Here is a 19,855-nt window from a genome sequence, read left to right on the forward strand (position 1 = left end):
CCGGGCGTATGCTTCCGGACCATGCGAATCCTGTATGGGGTCGTCGGCGAAGGGATGGGCCACGCCACGCGCTCGCGCGTGCTGCTGGAAGCGCTGACGAAGGAACACGAGGTCCACATCGTGGTGTCCGGGCGGGCGCAGCACTACCTGGCCCAGCGCTTCCAGAACGTGCACGGCATCTGGGGGCTCACCATCGCCTACGAAGGCAACTCGGTGAAGAAGTGGCAGACGGTGCTGCAGAACCTGCAGGGCGCCGTCGCGGGCTGGCCGCAGAACGTGCGCCAGTACTTCGACCTGGTGGAGGGCTTCAAGCCGGACGTGGTGGTGAGCGACTTCGAGACGTTCAGCTACCTGTTCGCGAAGCGCCACATGTTGCCCGTCATCAGCGTGGACAACATGCAGATCATCAACCGCTGCACGCACGACCCGGCGCTGCTCGCGGGCCATGAAGAGAGCTTCGAGGCCTCGCGCGCCATCGTGAAGGCGAAGCTGCCCGGGGCCTTCCACTACCTCACCACGACGTTCTTCTACCCGCCCGTGCGCAAGCGCCGCACCACGCTGGCGCCGTCCATCCTCCGGCCTGAAATCCTGGCGGCGAAGTCGGAGCCCGGTGAGCACCTGCTCGTGTACCAGACGGCGACGACGAACACGCAGTTGCCTGAAATCCTCAAGCAGTCCGGCGTGCCGTGCCGCGTGTATGGCCTGCGCCGCGACCTGAAGGAGGACGTGGTGGACGGCAACCTCACCTACCGTCCCTTCAGCGAGGCGGGCTTCATCGACGATTTGCGCACCGCGCGCGCGGTGGTGGCGGGCGGCGGCTACACGCTGATGAGCGAAGCCGTCTACCTGCACAAGCCGCTGCTCAGCATCCCCGTGGGAGGCCAGTTCGAGCAGGTGCTCAATGCCCTCTATCTGGAGAAGCTGGGGTACGGGATGTATGTGAAGGAATTGAGCCTGGACGCGCTGAGGACGTTCCTCTCACGCGTGCCCGCCTGCGCGGAGTCCCTCAAGGGCTACGAGCAGGACGGGAACGTGAAGATGCTCACCGCGCTGAACGACCAGTTGGCGCAGGCGTATGAGCACCGAGGCCACTGGCGCATGGAGATGGCGGAGATGGACGGCAAGGCCTGAGCAGCCTCGCGGTCAGTGCAGGGACACCTCGTTCTCGTTGTTGCGCTCCGCCGCGCGGCGGCTCATCTCCGTGAGCCAGGAGCGGGTCAGGGGTGTCTCGCTCTCGCTGCCCTTGTGGCGCTCCGGGGTGCCGTCCTGGGGCAGCAGCCGGTTGACGGCGTCCAGCACGCGCGCGGTGAGGTTGGGCGCCAGGGCCCGGCCCACCGCGCCCAGCTTCGCGGGCATGCCCACCAGCGCCTCCGCGTCACCCCGGCGGCACGCTTCGATGATCTTGCGCGCCACGCGCTCGGCGCTCATGGACACGCCCATCATCGAGTTGCTCACGTGGAACCACGCGTACTCCTTCTCATTGTCGCCCTTGAAGTTCGCGTTGCGCGGGCTGCCGGTGCGGATGAGGGACGGGCACGCCGTCGTCACGCGGATGCCGTCCTGGGCCAATTCCGTGCGCAGCCCGTCCGACAGGCCCACCAGCGCGAACTTGCTCGTGGAGTACGGCACCAGGTGCGGGATGCTCAGCTTGCCGCCCATGGAGGACACGTTGACGATGCGGCCCTCGCCCTTCGCCTTCATGTCCGGCGTCACCGCGAGCGTCGTGTACAGCGGCCCCCACAGGTGGACGTCCACCGCCTCCTCGAAGTCCTCCAGCGTCATGGACTCCAGCGGGCCCACCATGATGACGCCCGCGTTGTTGATGAGCACGTCCACCGCGCCCCACTGCTCGTGGACGGCGCCCACCATCGCGTCCACCTGCACCTGGTCGCGCACGTCGCAGCGCAGGGTGAGCACCTCGCCGCCCAGGCGCTCCAGGTCCGCGTGGGCGCGCTTGAGCGACTCGACGTCGCGTCCGCAGATGGCCACGCGCGCCCCCTCCTTCAGGAGCATGCGCGCCATCACCAGCCCCAGCCCCCGGGAGCCTCCGGTGATGACCACCGTCTTGCCCTGGAAGCTGTAGCGCGGCCTCAGCGCGCGCCTCAGCCCCACGACGGCCCCCACCCCGGCGGCCAGTGCGCCCAGGGAGAAGCCCTTTCGCTCGGTGTGTCGTCGGTCAGCCATGGTGCGACTCTCCAGGGGAGGGAAGGGTGGGGAGACGGAGGCGCTTCAGGGATTGGAGGCCGCGACCTGGTCTTCCTGTTCGCGGGACACCTCGCCGTGGAGCGCGGGGGGCTCCTGGCCGGGCAGGTCCTTGAGCAGCGCGCGCACGCGGCGCAGCGCGTCCTTGCCGCCGATGCGGTTCTTCAGCCGGCCATCCGTGCCGAAGAGGAGGAAGGCGGGGTGCTTGTCCACGCCATAGGCCTTGGCCATGGAGCCGTCATCCATGGCGATGGGGTAGCGCAGGCCGTGCTCGCGCGCGAAGCCCTCCACCTTGTTGGTGTCACGCAGCTCCGTCTCGTTGTGGGTGACATCCACGCCAATGACCTTCAGGCCCTTGGGCCCGTAGTCCACCACCCACTGGTTCACGGCTTCGAACTGCTTCGCGCAGTCCTCGCAGTCCATGGTCCAGAAGTGGAGGAGGACGGGCAGTCCATCGAGCTCCGAGACGTGGACGGGGGCATTCACCCACCCGCCATCCGGGTCCAGGAGCGTGAGGGGGATTTTCGTCGAGGCCATGCGGGCTCCCTATGGGAAGTGGAAAGCGCTTCAACGGGACGTGACTCAAGCTATGCATGCGCCACCGGTTGCTCCCGGCTGCGCGCCCGTCCGCTCGCCTGTCCGGCAAGGGTTGTTGGCCCGCTCCGCCCTCCGGTGGGCAGGCGGGCATGGAGACCGTGATGCGCATCCCCGACTTCGAACTGGAACGGTATTTCGCGCGCTGGGAGTTCGCCGCGCCCTACCTCCTGTGCTCCTCGGACATCGAGGGCTGGCGCATGGCGGACCTGCTGGCGCTCGCGTCGCCGGAGGACCGCGCCCGCTGGGACGGGCTGACGCTCGGCTACACGGAGACAGCCGGCCTGCCCGCGCTGCGCGAGGCCATCGCCGGCATGTACCCGGGCCTCATCTCCGAGGACGTCCTCACCTTCGCGGGCGCGCAGGAGGGGATGTTCGTCGCGATGAACGTCCTGCTGGGGCCCGGCACGCACGCCGTCGTCACCTGGCCGGGCTACCAGTCGCTCTACGAAGTGGCGCGCTCCGTGGGCGCGGACGTGACGCTCTTGCCGCTGCGCGAGGAGGATGGCTGGGCCCTGGACCTGGACGCCCTCACCGCGGCGCTGCGTCCGGATACGCGCGTGGTCGTGGTGAACTTCCCGCACAACCCCACGGGCTCGCTGCCGGACCGCGCGACGTTCCAGAAGCTGTGCGCGCTGTGCGAGGCGCGCGGCATCCACCTCTTCTCCGACGAGGTGTACCGCCTGCTGGAGTACGACCTGGACGACACGCTGCCGCCCGCCGCGTCGTGTTTCACGAAGGGCGTGAGCCTGGGCGTGATGTCCAAGGCCTTCGGGCTCGCGGGCCTGCGCGTGGGCTGGCTCGCCACCCGGGACGCGGAGTTGCTCGCGCGCTGCCGCGCCTTCAAGGACTACACCTCGCTCTGCAACAGCGCCCCCAGCGAGCAGCTGTCCCTCATCGCGCTGCGCGCCCGCGAACGCGTGCTGGAGCGCAGCCGCGGCCTGCTCACCGCGAACCTCGCGCGGCTGGATGACTTCTTCGCGCGCCACGCGGACACCTTCCACTGGGTGCGCCCGCGCGCCGGCAGCGTCGCCTTCCCCCGTCTGCTGCGAAACATCCCGGTGGCTCGTTTCACCGAGTCATTGATTACCCGTGAGGGCGTATTGCTGTTGCCGGGCAACGTGTATGGCTTTCCGGGCAATCACTTCCGGTTGGGGTTGGGGCGCGCCAACCTGCCGGAAGCACTGGAGCGGCTGGAACGCTTCGTACGAGAGGGCGGACTGGACGCGCTGGAGTGACACCGGGAGCCGGCGCGCTGCGTCAGGGTTTTCACTGACAGCTGGACTTTCGGCTTATCGCCTTCATCTGAAACAACCCCTAGAGTGGTTGTCCCCTCGCCCGGCCTGGGGCCGTGCGGAAGCCCTCTCATCCCCCCGAGAGGCCAGGAGACACACTCCGATGAAGATGCTGATTGGCGCGGCCGTGACCGCCGCGACGCTGTTGGTGAGCACCGAAGCCGCCGCGACGAACTACACGCTGTGGATCCACGGCCGCAACGGCGGCACGACGAAGCCGGGCAACTACGCCGACTTCAGCTACTGGGGGCCGTCCACCACCGCGGCGGGCGTGAACAAGAAGGCCGTCAACTGGAACGGCACGCAGCGCATCGGCTCGGAGAACTACCGCATCCGCAACGCGCTGGACTGCTTCTGCACGGGCAACAACTCCTGCTACATCGCCGTGCACAGCGCCGGTGACCTGCAGATCGGCTACGCGCTGTCGCTGTACGGCACCAGCACGCGGCCGGTGACGGACGCCTCGCCCAACGCCAACGGTGAATGCGCCAAGGTGGGCACCTCCACGCGGGCGGGCTGGAACATCAAGTGGGTGGCCGTGGCGTCCGGCGCGGGCGGCGGCAGCGAGCTGGCGGACCACGGCGACTGGGCGATGAGCGAGCCCCTGGTGAGCGACCTGGTCACCACCACGGCGCGCTCCATGTACAACCACAACGCCACGGCCAACGTGGAGTTCCTCATGTTCGCCGGCTCCAAGGGGACGCTGTACTCCGGCATCCTCCCGGGCCAGGACGACGAGGCCGTGTCCTACCACTCCACGGGCGGCGTCTCCGGCAGCAGCGGCGGCTCCTACTGCAACCCGGGCGACTGGTTCTGCGGCGGCACGCTCAACCTGCTCAAGAACGCGTGCAGCGACGGCCGGGCGAAGTGGAGCTTCCACTCCGTGTACCTCCGCGACGATGGTGAGTCCTACAACCACTACGCCAACGGCAACTGGGGCGGCATCGTCAGCAAGGTGCGCGAGTACATGGTCCAGTACGCGTACTAGATTGAAGGCTTCCCCCGCCCCCTCCGGCGAAGCCCGCTCATGAAACGCGACGACGGCTCCATCCCCTCCGCCTCCCGGCTGCGCCACGGCCGGTGGTTGCTTGCCCTCGTGCCCCTGGTGCTCGTGGGCGGCGCGTTCTTCTGGTGGCAGGGAAGTGATGGGGCCGAAGCGCCGGAGGGCGCACCGGAGCCCGCCTCCGCCCCGGTGCCCGACCCCCGTGAGGTGGCGCGGGCACCGGCGGAGCGCTCCGGCGCGGGCATGGCGGCCGAGCCCGCCGCGCCGTCGCTGCTCAGCCCGGAGGCCCGCGAGCGCGAGGCCCGCCGCGAGCTGTGGCAGAAGCGGCTGGAGCGCGCGAAGCGCTCGTTGGAATCCTACGTGGCGGCCACGCGCTATCCGCCCGAGTCGCGGCCCAGTCGCGAGCATCCGGACCAATTGGAGCTGGCGGAGCCGGAGCGCACCCGGCCGCTGAGCCCCAAGGCCGCGGAGGACGGCACCTCCGACGTGCAGCTGCGGCTCAAGCAAGACAAGGTGTTCGTCGTCGGTGACGAAGCGGTGCTCTTCACCGTGGCGTGCGAGGACTCACGCCGCGCGCCGCGCCCCTGCGAGGTGGTGTCCGCGATGGCGCACGAGGCGGACCACCTGGCGGACGCGGGCGGCGTGCCGGGCGTGCCGGTGACGTTCGTGGACTCGGGCCAGGGCGGCGACGCGGTGGCGGGCGACGGGATGCTCACCGGCCGCTTCCAGCCGTCGAAGCAGGGCTTCGCGATGTTCTCCGGCACGCTGCGCGTGGCCCTCCGCGTGCGCTCGGGGTCGTTGGAGGACTCGGCGTTCTTCGACGTGCTCTACACGCCCGCGCCGCCGGCCACGTTCACCGGCAGGGTGCGCGAGGTGATGGAGGGCGGGTCGCTGGACCTGTACCTGCCCGTCCAGGTCCGCAAGGCGGGGCGGTACGTGGTGTCCGGCCGGCTGGACGACGAGGGCGGCGTGCCGTTCGCGGTGCTGTCCTTCAACGAGGAGCTGCAGGAGGGCGCGCAGGAGGTGAAGCTCAACGTCTTCGGCAAGGTCGTCCGGGATGACAAGCCCACGTTCCCGCTCATCCTGCGCGACGTGGAGGGCTTCCTGCTCAAGGAGATGGGCGACCCGGACCGCGAGCTGATGGTGACGCTGCGCGGGCCCGTGCACACCACGCGCGTGTACTCGCTCGACCAGTTCTCGGATGCGGAGTGGAGGAGCCCGGAGCGGGACCTCTACACCCGCGAGCTGGAGAAGGACGTCGTGGAGGCGCAGAAGCAGCTCGACGCCGCGCTCAAGGACACGCCCGAGCCCTGAGGCTCAGGATTCGAGCGGAGGCGGCGGAGGGGGCTGGGCCGCGTCGACCTCCACGAGGTCGGCGTCCTGCACGTCCTCGATGATGTCCGGGGACGAGACATCGGCCTCGGAGGCCACCACCACGCTGGGCTCCGGCTCGGAGACAGCCGCCTCGCGCCGCGCGGGCGGGAGCGCCGTGCCCGTCGAGAGGGCCTCCGCGTAGGCCGCGGCGTAGGCGGCCTCTGCCTGGACGGCCTCCATCGTGAAGTCGTCCGCGTCCGCGAGGAAGTCATTCGACGACGGGGCGCTTCGCGGCGCCTCCAGCGACAGCGCCTCCGGCCCGCTGTCCTCCAGCGTGGCCAGGAACCCGTCCGGGTCCTCCGCCGCGCCGGCCGCGTCCAGGCCGTCCGCGACGCCAGACGCATCCGACACATCCGACGCATCCGGCGCCGCGTCTTCCATGTCCAGGTCGTTGCTCAGCGCGGCCAGCTCCTCGTCGCTCAGGCTGGACAGGTCGCCGGACTCCAGGAGGAAGAGCAGGTCCTCCGCCTCCTGCGCGGAGACGGTGCTCGGCATGGTGTCCAGGTTCTGCAGCTCCCACGCGGCCGCGTCGGGCGACAGGATGTCGGAGGGGTCCAGCGACGGATCCGCCGGCGGGGCCTCCGCGCGGCGCTCCGCCTGCTGGAAGTGGCGCGCCTGCATGAGCGGCGTGGACGACTGCGGCAGGCCCAGCCGCTGCGCGTACGCGGGGCCGGCGGCCTCGAAGGTGCTCTCCCCCGCGAAGGTGCGCAGGTGGGGGTTCTCCAGCAGCGCGGCGCGGGACTCCGGGGCGTCCTCCGAGGAGGCCCCGTCCGACGTCAGCCCCAGGTCCGCGAGCAGCGCTCCGGCCAGGTCGCCTTCGGCGTCCGCCTTGAAGTCGCTCTCGTCGGAGAAGCCCCGCCGCACCGGCTCCACCGGCGTCATGGGCTCCTGCTTCACCGGGGCGGTGACCTCCAGCTCGTTGGAGATGGACCAGGCCCGGGACGTCGAGATGCCAGAACCCACGCGGCGGATGGATGTCATGGTTCTCCTCGGGTGATGGCCCGCAGGTCGGGCGGCTCATGCATTGTCCGCTGGGGCCGGCAGGAGTTGCTAGGGGGCTGTGAGCGATCCCCATTGGCCCCGATGCCCGGTATCCTACCGGCGCCCATGAGTCCCACCCTGGCCGCATACGTGGACGCCGGTCCCGCGTCCTCCCACGAAGTCCGCCCTGGCCCCGGGGGTGTCATGCCCGTTGAAAAGTCGCGGCGGGACGGGGTGGAGAAGACCGCAACGTCGGTCCTCGGACAGGGGAGTGCGGGTGCGCGGAGGGAACGCGCACCCGGGCGTTCTCCAGAGGCGAGAACCCCATGGGGGATGCCCGGGCATGAAGCGACCGGGCCGTTGGCCTCTCGTTTGCTGTCCGGGAGCCCAGCCAGGAGGCAGTGGTGATGAGATTCGAGTGCGCGGGGCAGACCCACATCGGCCGGCGTCCGCACAATGAAGATGCGTACTGCGTGCTGCCCGAGCGCGGGCTGTTCGTGGTGGCGGACGGGCTGGGGGGGCAGGAGGGCGGGGAGGTCGCCAGCCAGTGCGTGGTGGACACCTTCGCGGGGTTCAGCGACCGGCTGGACCGCGATCGCGACGGCACCTGGCCGGACGCGGTGGACCCGGCGCGAAGCCGCGAGGAGAACTACCTGGCCGCGTGCACCGCGCTCGCCCAGCGCACGTTGCGCGTGCGCCGCGTGGGCAAGCTCAAGGAGATGGCCTCCACGGTGGTGGCGCTCGCGGTGGGAGAGCGCTTCGCGGCGGTGGCCCACGTGGGCGACAGCCGCCTGTACCGCCTGCGCGAGGGCCAGCTGGAGCCGCTCACGCGCGACCACTCGCTCATCGAGGAGCTGCGCGCCGCGGGGCGCGAGCCGCCCGGCAACCCGGCCAACCTGCGCCACCTCATCACCCGCGCCCTGGGCACGGAGAACGCGGAGCCCACCGTGCAGCGTCTGGAGACGCAGCCCGGGGACGTCTTCCTCCTGTGCTCGGACGGGTTGTATGAGCCCCTGGGCCCGGAAGTGATGAAGGAGCAGCTGCGCGCGCCCACCGCCCAGGCCGCGTGCGACGCGCTCGTCACCGCCGCGTACGAGGCCGGTGGCCGCGACAACATCACCGCCGTCGTCCTGCGCGTGGCGGCCTGAGCGTCTACCCACCGCGTCACTGCGAGTGCGTGGGGGATGAACCCCAGAGGTCGGCCCTGACCGCCGACCCTCCGCGATGGGTCCGCGTGGACGGTGGGGGAGTCACCCTGCACAGGGACTTCAATCCTTCGCATCTTCCAGGTTAATCTGGTGCCTCCCCCTCGCGTCTCCCTCCCCCCTCCGAGCACCCGTTGCGTATGACGCTCAGCCTTGCCGCGCGCCTGACCGCGGCCCTCACCGCCGTTGTCATCACCCTCACGCTGCTGACCGTGACGCTCATGGGGCTCTCGCTGCGCTCGCGCGTGGAGTCCGAGATGGCCTCCGCGCTGACGCGGGATGAGACCCGCTGGCAGGCGTTGAAGGACCAGGAGCTGCGGGTGCTGGCGGAGCTGGGGCGCGTGGCGGCGGCCAACCCCGCGTTCACGGCGGCCTTCGCGGAGGATCATTCAGAGACGGACGCCCTCTTGAACGAGCAGCGCACGGTGCTGGGCGTGGACCTGATGGCGCTGGTGGGCGTGGACGGGACGGTGCTCGCCTCCTCCGGTGAGCGGACGCTGCCGGGCATCGACAAGGTGGTGCGCCAGAAGGGGCAGGTGCTGCTGCCGGCCACGGGCGTGCCCCTGTTCGCGGTGGCGCAGCCGCTCCAGTCCAACGGCGTGCCGGTGGGCTACCTGGTGGTGGGCTCGGAGCTGGGCGCGGAGGAGCTGCGGCGGCTGGGCGAGGGGAGCGAGGACCTGGAGGCGCTGCTGCACGCGGGGCCCCGGCTGGTGGCCAGGTCGGTGCACGCGGTCCAGGCGAAGACGCTGCTGGCCGCGGCGAGCGCGGGCGGGGCGAACGGCGCCGAGGTGGACGTGGGCGGCGTGACGCTGCACGTGTCCCGGGTGGAGGTGGGCGAGGGCCTGGAGCTGGTGCTGGCGCGCGGCGCCCAGGCGGAGTGGGCGCGGATGCGCGCCACGCTGATGCAGGTGCTGGGGCTGGGGCTGCTCGTGGCGCTGGTGGCGGGCGGGGGCGTGTTCCTGCTGGTGCGCCGGATGATGGCGCCCCTGGGCGCGCTGACGGCGGCGGCGGCGCGGGTGGTGGCGGAAGGGGACTTCAGCGGCACGTTGGACATCCACACCCGGGATGAGATTGGCCAGCTGGCCACGTCCTTCGGGGACATGATGGCGCGGCTGCGCGCGGTGCTGATGGCGCTGAAGAACTCCGCGCAGGAGCTGGAGGCGACGGCGCTGGAGCTGGCGAACTCCGCGTCGGACCAGAACCTGGCGGTGACGCGGCAGGCGGCGGCGCTGCACCAGACGCAGATCGCCGCGCGGCAGCTCCAGGAGAGCTCGCGGGCGGCGGCGCAGCGGGCCACGGGCGTGCTGCGCGAGGCGGAGAAGGCGGGCGCGGTGGGGCAGGCGGGCGAGTCCGCGGTGGCGGGCAGCGTGGGTGGGCTCACGCACATCCGTTCGCAGGTGGAGCGCATCTCCAACACGGTGTCGGAGCTGCGGCAGAGCACGCGGCAGGTGGGCGACATCACCGGCACGGTGAAGGACCTGGCGGACCAGTCCAACGTGCTGGCGTTGAACGCGGCCATCGAGGCGGCGCGCAGCGGCGAGGCGGGCCGGGCGTTCGCGGTGGTGGCCCGGCAGATGCGCTCGCTGGCGGACCAGTCCGCGACGGCGACGGCGCGCGTGCAGACCATCCTGGCGGACATCGGCCGCGCCATCTCCGAGGCGGTGCAGACGAGCGAGGGCGGCACGCGCGAGGTGGAGGGCGGCCTGGAGCAGGCGCGCGCTGCGGGAGAGAGCCTGCGCGCGCTGGCCGAGGTCATCCAGAACAACAGCGTGTCCGTGAAGAGCATCGCGGACATGGTGAGCCAGCAGGACGCGGGCATCGCGGAGTTGTTCGCCGCGCTGAGCGACCTGACGCGGCTGGCGGACGAGACGGTGGAGCGCGTGGCCACCAGCGCCGTGGCCGCCGCGCGCCTCACCACCGCGTCCCACGAGGTCAGCAACATCGTGGGGCAGTACCGCCTGTGACGGCGTAGGGCCGTCCGCGCTACGCCGCCTCGCCGCCGTCGATGGCGTAGGCCGCGCCCGTGATGGGCGCCGCCGCCTCCGACGCGAGGAAGAGGCACATCGCGGCCACCTCCTCCGGCTGGATGATGCGGCCCATGGCGCTCATCGCGGCCAGGGCCTCGCGGGCCTGCTCCTCGCTGCGGCCCGTCGTCTTGGTGATGGAGGCCGTCGCGCCCGCGAACATGTCCGTCTCCACCCAGCCCGGGTTCACGATGTTCACGGTGACGTTCTTGCGCGCGTACTCCACCGACAGCGCGCGCGTCAGCCCCAGCAGCGCGTGCTTGGACGCGCAGTACGCGGACGTGTACTTCGCCCCGCGCGTCGCGGTGATGGAGCCGATGTTGATGACCCGGCCGCCGCCCGCGGACGCCATCGCCGGCATCAGCTCGCGGCACAGCAGGAAGGGCGCCGTCACGTTCACGGCCATCACCTTCGCCAGGTCCGCCGTGGACGTCTTCGTCAGCGGCGCGGACACGGTGATGCCCGCGTTGTTCACCAGCACACGAGGCGTCCCCGCCGCCAGCACGGTCTTGCACGCCGCGAGCAGCGCGGACTCGTCCGCCACGTCCACCGTGAGCGCGCGGATCCGCTCGCCACCCTCCTTGCGCAGCGCCTCCAGCGACTCCGCCGAGCGCGCCAGCGCCCAGACGTCATAGCCCTCGCGCGCGAACGCCAGGGACACCGCGCGGCCGATGCCCCGGCTGGCGCCCGTCACCACCACGGACTTCGTCGTCTCGTTTGCCATGGCCGGACAGCATAGGACCGCGCGCGCGAATTCGGACTGCGCGTGCATGGCGAAATGCATCATTCGCGATGCCGGGGGCTCTTCAAGACAACACCTCCCGAACCGGAGTCCCCTGAAAATGAAGTCGCTCAAGCACGGCCTGCTGGCCGCCTCCTGCCTGATGTTCGCGTCCACGTCCGCCCTCGCCGCGGCCCCCACGGGCAAGGCCAACCCGCGCCTCATGGGCACGCGCGCCATCGTCGCGTGCGACGCGGTGGAGAAGTCCTGCGGCGTGGCCAGCATCTCCTTCCCCGCGGGCATCAGCGGCCTGGTGCCCTACGGCCGCCCGGACGTGGCCATCGCCACCATGTTCTACCCCTCGGTGGATGACGCCGAGGCGGTGCTCGCGCGCGTCGACGCGGGCAACACGGCCCAGCAGGCGGTGGACTACGTCTTCTCCGTGGATCCGTACGCGGACTACCGCCAGCTCGCCGTGGTGAAGCTCAACCCCAACGGCACCATCACCGTGGGCCAGCAGACCGGCGCGCAGAACGCCCCGCAGCGCTGCGCCGTGAAGGGCGCCAACTTCGTGGTGCAGGCCAACAACCAGACGACCGCCACCATCTGCGACGCCATGGCGTCGGCCTTCCAGCGGACCACGGGCAGCCTGCCGCAGCGGCTGCTCACGTCGCTCAAGGCGGGGGCCCGGGTGGGCCACGACAACAACGGTGAGCGCTCCGGCGTCATCCGCGTCTGGACCTCGGAGAACGAGTCGACCTTCTACACGAAGGTGCTCGCGGACGCCGTCGTGCACAGCAGCCGGACCGCGCTGAAGGACCTGGAGGTGGAGATGAACCGCTACCAGGCGACCATCGCCGCGCCGTATGCGTCGGACCTCATCCTGCTCGACGCGGAGACGGCGAAGGTCGTGAAGGGCACGCTGTCCGTGGCCGGGTACTACACCGGTGTCATCGACGGGACCTGGAACGACGCCGCCGAAGCGGCGCTGGATGCCTTCAACTGGAACACGCTCTTCTTCCTCAAGCCGACCGTGGTGGTGAACGGCCAGCGGAAGATCGACGGCGCGCTGGTCAACTACCTGCGCAACGTGGATCCGAAGGCGCTCATCCCCGGCGGGGAGTGAAGCACCGCTGTCTCCGTCCTCTCGCTGAACATGGGCGCGGGCCGCAGTGCCCGCGCCTGTGTGAGGCCCAGTCTCCACTCACTGCATCGAGGTCCATTGCCCATGAAGACCTTCCCTCGTGGCCTGCTGGCCGCCTCCTGTTTGATGTTCGCGTCCACGTCCGCCCTGGCCGCGGCGCCCACCGGCATCAACCCGCGCGTCCTCGGCACTCGCGCCATCGTCGCGTGCGACGCGGTGGAGAAGTCCTGCGGCGTGGCCAGCATCTCCTTCCCCGCGGGCATCAGCGGCCTGGTGCCCTATGGCCGTCCGGACGTGGCGGTGGCCTCCATGTTCTACCCCTCGGTGGATGACGCCGAGGCGATCATCGCCCGCACCGACGCGGGCGACACGGCCCAGGCCGCCGTCGACTACGTGTTCACCGTGGACCCTTACGCGGACTACCGCCAGCTCGCCGCGGTGAAGCTCAATGCCGACGGCACCATCACCGTGGGCCAGCAGACCGGCGCGGAGAGCGCCTCGCAGCGCTGCGTCGTGAAGGGCGCGACCTTCGTGGTGCAGGCCAACAACCAGACGACCGCCACCATCTGCGACGCCATGGCGCTGGGCTTCCAGAAGGCCACGGGCAGCCTGCCGCAGCGGCTGCTCGCGTCGCTCAAGGCGGGGGCCCGGGTGGGCGGCGACAACAACGGCGAGCGCTCCGGCGTCATCCGCGTCTGGAGCTCGGAGAACGAGGCGGTCTTCTACACGAAGGTGCTCGCGGACGCCGTCGTGCACAGCAGCAAGAACGCGCTGCGGGAGCTGGACGTGGAGATGAACCGCTACCAGGCGGGCGTCGCGGCGCCGTACGCGTCGGACCTCATCCCGCTGGACAAGGAGACGACGAAGGTCGTGAAGCGCGTGCTGCACAAGCTCGGGTACTACCGCGGCCGCATGGACGCGACCTGGAACGACGCCGCGGAAGCAGCGCTGTATGACTTCAACTGGAACAACAGCTTCTTCCTCAAGCCGACCGTGGTGGTGGACGGCCAGCGGAAGATCGACGGTCCGCTGGTCAACTTCCTGCGCGACGCGGACCTGGAAGCGCTCGCGCCCGCGAAGCACTGAGGCACCGGTGGTTTGACGGCTCCCGCGTGGCGACGCCAAGCTCGCCGCCATGCCCCGCGCCGACATCACCGACCTGTTCCGCATCGACGACCTGCTGTCCGCCGAGGAGAAGGCCGCCCGCGACGCGGTGGCCCGCTTCGTGGACTCGGAGGTGCTGCCCATCATCGGCAAGCACTTCCGCGACGGCACCTTCCCCGCGCACCTCATCCCGGGCCTGGCGGAGCTGGGCGTGCTGGGCGCGAACCTCCAGGGCTACGGCTGCGCGGGGATGAACACCGTCAGCTACGGCCTGGTGTTGCAGGAGCTGGAGCGCGGTGACTCCGGCCTGCGCAGCTTCGCGTCCGTGCAGGGCTCGCTGTGCATGTTCCCCATCCACGCCTACGGCAGCGAGGAGCAGAAGACGCGCTTCCTGCCGGGCATGGCGAAGGGGCAGCTCATCGGCTGCTTCGGCCTCACCGAGCCCGACTTCGGCTCCAACCCCGGCGGCATGCGCGCCCGCGCCCGGAAGGACGGGGACACCTGGGTGCTCAACGGCACCAAGGCGTGGATTACGAACGGCAGCATCGCGGACGTCGCGGTGGTGTGGGCGAAGACGGACGACGGCGGCCCGGAGTCCGTGCGCGGCTTCCTGGTGGAGAAGGGGATGCCCGGCTTCAGCGCGCGGGAGATTCCCGGCAAGTTCTCCCTGCGCGCGTCACGCACCAGCGAGCTGTCCTTCCAGGACGTGCGCGTGCCGGACCGCAACGTGCTGCCCGGCGTCGTGGACCTGCGCGGTCCGCTGTCGTGCCTCAACAACGCGCGAGCCGGCATCGCGTTCGCGGTGACGGGCGCGGCCATCGCGTGCTTCGAGGGCGCGCGCGAATACGCGCTGTCCCGCACGCAGTTCGACGGCAAGTCCATCGCCGGCTACCAGCTCACGCAGGAGAAGCTGGCGGACATGCTCCAGGAGATCGTCAAGGCGCAGCTGTTGAGCCTGCGGCTCGCGCGCCTCAAGGACGAGGGCAAGAGCAACCCCGTGATGGTGAGCCTGGCCAAGCGCAACAACGTGAAGAGCGCGCTCGACATCGCCCGCGTGGCCCGCAGCATCTACGGCGCCAACGGCATCACGGACGACTATCCGCCCGTGCGCCACATGCTGAACCTGGAGTCTGTCTTCACCTACGAGGGCACCCACGAGGTGCACACGCTGGTGCTGGGCAAGGCCATCACCGGCATCGACGCGTTCGGCTGAGGCGAGCGCGGACGTCCGGTGGAAGCCGCGCCTCCCCTCGCTCCCGGATGGGAGGGAGGGGAGGGCACGGGAAGAGACATCAGGACTGGGTGCCGCCTTCGCTGTTCGGCTCGCCAGGGGACTCGGACGCGGTGGCCTCGGAGGACGCCTCGCCCTCCTCGGAGCCTTCCGCGGCGGCCTCGGGCTCGTCGGGCGTCTCCACCGCGGTGCCGGAGGCCTCCGCCGCCTGCTGCGCCTTGAGCTCCTCGTCGTTCATGAAGCCGACGGGGTTCTCCTTGCGGTTGAAGAAGCGCACGGCCTTCTGCGACAGCGCGAACATCTGCTCGGCCACGGCGGCGGGCACCAGCGAGTGCTCGATCTGCGCGGGCTCCGGACGCTCCACCACGCCCAGCTCGCCGTCCTCCAACTGCTTGGCCTGCGCGGGGCTCAGCTCCATGCGGCGCAGCTTTCCCTTGCGCGTCATGAAGTAGAACGCCGTCTCACCCGGCTCCTGGGGCACCTGGGCGCCGAGCACCAGCTCGCGCAGGGCGCGGTCCAGCTCCACCTGCTTCTTGGACTCGGCGCGCTGGTAGGCCTTGGAGCCCGGCATGGGCGGCAGCTTGGGGATGGGCTTCTCCGCGGGAGCGCCGCCCGGACGCGCGTTGGCGCCGAACCCGCCCTGGGGGCCGCCCCGGAAGCCTCCACCCTGGCGCGGCGGACCGCCCGCACCCTGGCGAGGGGGACCTCCGGCGCCACGCGGCGGACCGCCACCGCCCTCGCGGCGCGGCGGCCCTCCACGGTCATCGCGGCGCGGCGGGCCTCCGGCTGTCCGATTCTCATCACGTCCGCGAGGGGCCGGGGCGCGTGGAGCGCTCCCCCGGTGGTCCTCCTGGCGCCGTGGCGCCGAGGGCGTGGAGTCGGACTTCTTGGCCTGCTCCTCGGAGACGAGGCCCGCTTTCAACAACTTGTCTCGCAGGTTCTGCATGGGTTGGGCGTTCTATCCCTTGCACGGCCGCACGCAAGCCACCGCTTGCCGCTCATGTCCCCCCCACGTAACTTGCCGCCCCCGCCGTCATGGTCGTGGAGGTTCCGTGAGAAGTCTGACGAAGTCCGCCGCCCTCGCCCTGGTCCTGGCAGCCACCGGCTGCTCCGACCCCGTCGACAAGGCGGCCAAGGCCCGCATCTTCTCGCCGGAGGACCCGCCGAAGGTGGTGGCCTCGGCGAAGGAGAAGCTGCCGCCGGAGGACGTCGCGGACAACCCCCAGGTGTCCCGCCGCATCCTGGGCATGGACGCCGCGGAGGTGACCGAGCGGCTGGGCCCGCACTTCTTCCAGTCCACCCTCAGCTACGAGTGGGCCGGCCCCAACGGGAACAACCCCGTGAAGCTCACGGAGACGCGCTCCTTCCGCGCGGTCCCCGGGGGCGTCAACGGCGACTTCCACGGCATCCTGGAGAACTCCCGGGACCAGGGCCTGGAGGTGATGCGCGTGAAGGGGCAGGTGTTCGCGCGCAACCGCTACGGCCCGTACCGCCAGCGCCTGCGCGACCGCGGCATGGCCGAGCGCACCCGCACGGAGCTGACGGGCGCCATCCGCGACTTCGACAGCCTCTTCCAGGGCCGCATCAAGCTCACCCCCGCGGGCACCGTCACCCACGAGGGGCGCACCGCGTGGAAGTACAACGTGTCCCTGGGCGAACCCCAGCAGGCCGCCGCGACCAAGAACCTGCCCGCCGCCTTCACGCCCAAGAACGCGGACGAGACGACGAAGCGCCGCGCCAACTTCTTCGCGCACCGGCTGCCGCGCTCGCTGGAGGGCGAGGTGCTGGTGGACGCGGCCACGTCCGTCGTCCTCAAGGCCCGGCTGGACGGCCGCCTCGGCGTGCCCCAGGAGAAGACCCCGGAGGCCGCGGAGCTGCGCATGACGCTGGAGTCCAGCCTGACGGAGATTGGCAAGGACCCCGCGCTGCAGCCGCCCCAGGACTTCCTGCCAGACGCGGACAAGCCCCAGGGCATCGCGGACGCGCTGGACCACTTCGGCATCCCGCGCAAGAAGGCCGGGGACTCGACCGCCACCCCGGGCGCCACGCCCGGCGCCCCCGACCCGGAAGACGAGGGCGAGGGGAACTGACGCACCCCGCCGCGCGCCGCCGAGCCTCCCTGGCCGTTGGAAGCCCCACGGTTTCACGGCCAGAGGTTCCCTGAGGCTCGGAGGCGCGCGCGGCCTTCGGGGGCTGTGACGGCCGTGTCCTGCACGGGCCGCCGCCTCCGCCCGGGCCTCCCCGCAAGTGCCTGACGCGGCTGGGGAACCCCCCTGGCCCTGGCCTTGCTCTCACGGGAGGCCATGTTCCGCTCCGCCCTCCCCCTGGCGTGTGCCGGGCTCGCACTCCTGGCGACCCCGGCCCCCGCCGAACCCGTCCGCAACCTGGGCATCACCGTCGCGCCGCTGGGGGCCTACGTGCTCCAGGGCGAAGCGGAGGCGGCGCGCACGGTGGGCTACAGCGCGGGCCTGGGCTGGGCGTACCGCAAGCCGGGGGCGGTGTTGGAGGTGGGTGGCCACCTGGCGTCCAGCCGGCACCTGACGGAGGTGACGCCCATCTCCGTGCGCGTGGTGCCCCTGGGGGACACCCGGGTGCGGCCCTTCCTGGGCGTGGGGGCCAGCATGCTGGTGCCCCACTCCCGGCCCCAGTCGGTGGCCCCGGACACGCTGGGCAGCCGCGTGCTCCAGCTGGGCTTCGAGTTTTGCGGCGGCGTGGGGCTGGAGCTGGGGGAGGACCTCTTCCTCTCCGCCGAGGCGCGCTACCAGAATTTCTCCGCCAGGGGCTCCCCATTCTCCGGGGAGCGACAGAGCTTGCGCTCCACGTTCCTGGGCTTGGGGATGCACCTGTAGCTGTAGCGGGTGGGGCGGGTCGCTACAGACTGGCAGCGGCCTGTTGGAAGAAATTTTGACGGCCCTCTTGCGTCCTCTACAATCCTCGTCGGTTGCGGCCCAGACGCATCTGACATGCTCGGGTGTTCAGGCGTGCACAACGAAGGGAGCGGAGATGGAGCGCAAGGTCGGAAGTAGCACGTTGACCGCCAAAGAGGTCAAGGCGGCGTTGGAGAAGTCCACCACGCTGACGGCCACGGAGGAGAAGGCCCTGCGCATGCGTCATGGCGCGGGCGCTCCCAGCAAGAGCGCGCCGCTGCCCCGCGCCGCCGGTGCGAACGCGGAGCTGGCGGACGAGCTGCTCGTCATCGAGATGCAGCTGATGAAGGCCATGCGCGCGCGCACCGGCCAGACGCGCACCGCGGCCAACGCCTCCAAGGCGCCGGCCCGCGAGGTCGCTCCTGCCAACGCGGCGAAGGACAAGATCGTCCGCGCGCTGCGCGCCAAGAAGAAGTAGGGGCCGTACTCCCTACTGGTTGAGGATGGCCACGAGGCGCGCTCCCGCCTCGGGCAGCGCCAGCGGCGTGCCCGAGACCTCCGTGGCCAGTCCCTCCGCGTCGGCGGCGCCGCCCCGCGCGAAGAGCCCCTTGAGCCAGGTGAAGGCGGCGGGGTTGCGCCAGAAGTCCTCGTTGAACCGCTCCAGCAGGTGCGCGGTGAGCCGGGTCTCCAGGGCCCAGGCCCGCAGGTAGCGGGTGACGTAGAGCTGTGAATCCACGTCATGCAGGAAGAAGCCCGGGTGCGGCTGCGCGAAGAGGGCGCGGCGCTGGCCGTCGGCGTATTCGTCTGCGCGGTCGGCGGAGGCGCCCTTCGTGGTGAGGGACAGCTCGTAGGACAGCTTCGCGCAGTGGCGGCGCAGCACGGCCAGGGCCTGGAACGCGGCCAGGCGGATGGCGTCCTTCGTCGTGCCGGACGGCAGGCCCAGGTAGCGCTTGAGCCAGGGCGGAGACAGCAGGAGCCGCTCGAAGGTGGCGGCGAACGCTTCCGTGACGGAGGCGTCGCCCAGGCGGCGCAGCTCCATGGGGGCGTCCGCGTCCACGTGGGCCAGGTGCCACGCGTGGCCCATTTCGTGGAGCAGGTCGCCCAGCGCGTCCATGCCGCTTCGGGGCTGGATGACCAGACGGATTTCGTGGGGCACGCGCACGGCGGCGACGAAGGGGCGTGACGCCTTGCCGGGGCGGGCCTCGTCGTCCAACCGGATGCGGCCGCCGGCCTCCGGGTGGAGGCCCCAGTCGGACAGCCAGCGCATCACGGCGGGGACGGTGTCCTCGCGGCGGAAGTGCGCGTCCATCCACGGGGCGCGCAGGGCGTGCTGCACGTCATGGCGCCGCGCCTCGCCGCCGGGCAGCGGACGCAGGGTGGGCTCCAGCTTGCGCAGGACGTAGGCCAGCACGTCGCGGTAGGCGTCCTCGGTGCGCTTGAGGGTCTCCTCGGCGGCCTCGGCCAGCTTGCCCGCGTCGATGCCGGTCACGTCCTGGCGCAGCGAGGGGTAGTCCGGGAAGCCCAGCACCTCCGCGGCCTGGAGGGAGGCGTCGCGTCGGTCTCCGTACGGGCCCCGGTGGTCCCAGAGGAAGTTACCGGCGCCGCGCTCCAGCAGGGCGCGGCGGGAGCGGCTGGGCTCGCGGGGAATCTGGGACAGGGCCTGGGCCAGCGACAGCGTCGTGTCGTCCGCGGGGATGTGGGAGCGGGCCTCCAGCGCGACGACGGCGTCCGCCGCGGGCAGGGCCAGCGACTCCTCCACCTGGGTGGCGATGAGCTCGCGCACCAGGGTGATGCGGCGGAGGGTGACGGGGTCGGGGTCGTCCTTGCCCTTCGCGCGGGCGAGCGCCTCGTTGGCGGCGGCGAAGGTCTCCGGCGAGGACAGCTCCGGGAAGGACGCGTACAGGCGGGCGACGGGGAGGTCCGGGGAGAGTCCGGCGCCGTAGCGGTACTGGAGGGTGGCCAGCTCGGCGAGGAAGTCATCCAGCCGCGACCGGACGGAGAGCAGGGGGCGGTCCATGGCGGCGCGGAAGGTAACAGGAAGCCCGCGTCAGGGCAGGGAGCACGCGCATAGAGTGTCGCGCCATGTCCTTTGCTTCCGTTGCCTGTCCGC

Annotated in this window: 18 protein-coding genes; 12 read left to right on the forward strand and 6 right to left on the reverse strand. The window is 71.0% G+C overall.

Features of this window, described 5'->3' with window-relative positions:
- Nucleotides 1-21 precede the first annotated feature (21 nt).
- Nucleotides 22-1,131: an MJ1255/VC2487 family glycosyltransferase gene (locus ACX114_RS06640; RefSeq protein WP_459295829.1), complete on the forward strand. Its 1,110-nt coding sequence runs from the start codon at nt 22-24 to the stop codon at nt 1,129-1,131.
- Between the two features lie 12 nt (nt 1,132-1,143).
- Here ACX114_RS06640 and ACX114_RS06645 read toward each other — a convergent pair whose 3' ends face one another.
- The gene (locus ACX114_RS06645; protein ID WP_459295831.1) at nt 1,144-2,184 is read right to left on the reverse strand and encodes an SDR family NAD(P)-dependent oxidoreductase; all 1,041 of its coding nucleotides are present in this window, start codon (nt 2,182-2,184) and stop codon (nt 1,144-1,146) included.
- A gap of 45 nt (nt 2,185-2,229) precedes the next feature.
- Entirely contained in the window at nt 2,230-2,739 is a 510-nt protein-coding gene (locus ACX114_RS06650) for a peroxiredoxin family protein (protein ID WP_120566565.1), read from the reverse strand.
- A gap of 161 nt (nt 2,740-2,900) precedes the next feature.
- Between ACX114_RS06650 and ACX114_RS06655 the strand changes: the two genes are divergently transcribed.
- The 3 genes from ACX114_RS06655 (at nt 2,901) to ACX114_RS06665 (ending at nt 6,408) form a co-directional block, all read left to right on the forward strand.
- Nucleotides 2,901-4,034, forward strand: coding sequence for an aminotransferase class I/II-fold pyridoxal phosphate-dependent enzyme (locus ACX114_RS06655; protein WP_459295834.1), 1,134 nt, complete (start codon nt 2,901-2,903; stop codon nt 4,032-4,034).
- A gap of 160 nt (nt 4,035-4,194) precedes the next feature.
- Nucleotides 4,195-5,079, forward strand: coding sequence for a hypothetical protein (locus ACX114_RS06660; RefSeq protein WP_459295836.1), 885 nt, complete (start codon nt 4,195-4,197; stop codon nt 5,077-5,079).
- Between the two features lie 39 nt (nt 5,080-5,118).
- Nucleotides 5,119-6,408: a hypothetical protein gene (locus ACX114_RS06665; protein WP_459295838.1), complete on the forward strand. Its 1,290-nt coding sequence runs from the start codon at nt 5,119-5,121 to the stop codon at nt 6,406-6,408.
- Nucleotides 6,409-6,411: 3 nt separating this feature from the next.
- On the opposite strand, the gene ACX114_RS06670 is transcribed toward ACX114_RS06665, so the two are convergent.
- On the reverse strand, nt 6,412-7,449 hold the full coding sequence (locus tag ACX114_RS06670; protein ID WP_459295840.1) for a hypothetical protein: 1,038 nt from the start codon (nt 7,447-7,449) through the stop codon (nt 6,412-6,414).
- 407 nt (nt 7,450-7,856) lie between these two features.
- On the opposite strand from ACX114_RS06670, the gene ACX114_RS06675 reads away from it, so the two are divergent.
- Both ACX114_RS06675 and ACX114_RS06680 read left to right on the forward strand, forming a co-directional pair.
- Entirely contained in the window at nt 7,857-8,597 is a 741-nt protein-coding gene (locus ACX114_RS06675; RefSeq protein WP_459295842.1) for a PP2C family protein-serine/threonine phosphatase, read from the forward strand.
- A gap of 197 nt (nt 8,598-8,794) precedes the next feature.
- Nucleotides 8,795-10,618: a methyl-accepting chemotaxis protein gene (locus ACX114_RS06680; RefSeq protein ID WP_459295844.1), complete on the forward strand. Its 1,824-nt coding sequence runs from the start codon at nt 8,795-8,797 to the stop codon at nt 10,616-10,618.
- A 19-nt stretch (nt 10,619-10,637) separates the two neighbouring features.
- Here the strand turns inward: ACX114_RS06680 and ACX114_RS06685 are convergent, their stop codons facing one another.
- Nucleotides 10,638-11,402: an SDR family NAD(P)-dependent oxidoreductase gene (locus ACX114_RS06685; RefSeq protein ID WP_459295846.1), complete on the reverse strand. Its 765-nt coding sequence runs from the start codon at nt 11,400-11,402 to the stop codon at nt 10,638-10,640.
- Between the two features lie 118 nt (nt 11,403-11,520).
- On the opposite strand from ACX114_RS06685, the gene ACX114_RS06690 reads away from it, so the two are divergent.
- The 3 genes from ACX114_RS06690 (at nt 11,521) to ACX114_RS06700 (ending at nt 14,860) form a co-directional block, all read left to right on the forward strand.
- A complete protein-coding gene (locus ACX114_RS06690) occupies nt 11,521-12,525 on the forward strand; it encodes a DUF1028 domain-containing protein (RefSeq protein WP_459295848.1) in 1,005 nt (334 codons plus the stop codon).
- A 102-nt stretch (nt 12,526-12,627) separates the two neighbouring features.
- Nucleotides 12,628-13,629 (forward strand): DUF1028 domain-containing protein, encoded by a 1,002-nt coding sequence (locus ACX114_RS06695; protein ID WP_459295850.1) that lies wholly within the window; start codon nt 12,628-12,630, stop codon nt 13,627-13,629.
- A 49-nt stretch (nt 13,630-13,678) separates the two neighbouring features.
- On the forward strand, nt 13,679-14,860 hold the full coding sequence (locus ACX114_RS06700) for an acyl-CoA dehydrogenase family protein (RefSeq protein WP_459295852.1): 1,182 nt from the start codon (nt 13,679-13,681) through the stop codon (nt 14,858-14,860).
- 79 nt (nt 14,861-14,939) lie between these two features.
- Here ACX114_RS06700 and ACX114_RS06705 read toward each other — a convergent pair whose 3' ends face one another.
- A complete protein-coding gene (locus ACX114_RS06705; protein ID WP_459295854.1) occupies nt 14,940-15,824 on the reverse strand; it encodes a DUF2058 family protein in 885 nt (294 codons plus the stop codon).
- A 106-nt stretch (nt 15,825-15,930) separates the two neighbouring features.
- On the opposite strand from ACX114_RS06705, the gene ACX114_RS06710 reads away from it, so the two are divergent.
- The 3 genes from ACX114_RS06710 to ACX114_RS06720 all read left to right on the forward strand — a co-directional run bounded on the left by ACX114_RS06710 (nt 15,931) and on the right by ACX114_RS06720 (nt 18,223).
- A complete protein-coding gene (locus tag ACX114_RS06710; RefSeq protein WP_459295856.1) occupies nt 15,931-16,968 on the forward strand; it encodes a hypothetical protein in 1,038 nt (345 codons plus the stop codon).
- A 213-nt stretch (nt 16,969-17,181) separates the two neighbouring features.
- Nucleotides 17,182-17,727, forward strand: a complete 546-nt coding sequence (locus tag ACX114_RS06715; protein WP_459295858.1) for a hypothetical protein — start codon at nt 17,182-17,184, stop codon at nt 17,725-17,727.
- Between the two features lie 154 nt (nt 17,728-17,881).
- On the forward strand, nt 17,882-18,223 hold the full coding sequence (locus ACX114_RS06720; protein WP_014394173.1) for a hypothetical protein: 342 nt from the start codon (nt 17,882-17,884) through the stop codon (nt 18,221-18,223).
- A gap of 12 nt (nt 18,224-18,235) precedes the next feature.
- On the opposite strand, the gene ACX114_RS06725 is transcribed toward ACX114_RS06720, so the two are convergent.
- Nucleotides 18,236-19,762: a peptidase M3 gene (locus ACX114_RS06725; protein WP_459295860.1), complete on the reverse strand. Its 1,527-nt coding sequence runs from the start codon at nt 19,760-19,762 to the stop codon at nt 18,236-18,238.
- Between the last annotated feature and the right edge of the window lie 93 nt (nt 19,763-19,855).

The organism is Corallococcus sp. M7 (assembly GCF_054512695.1).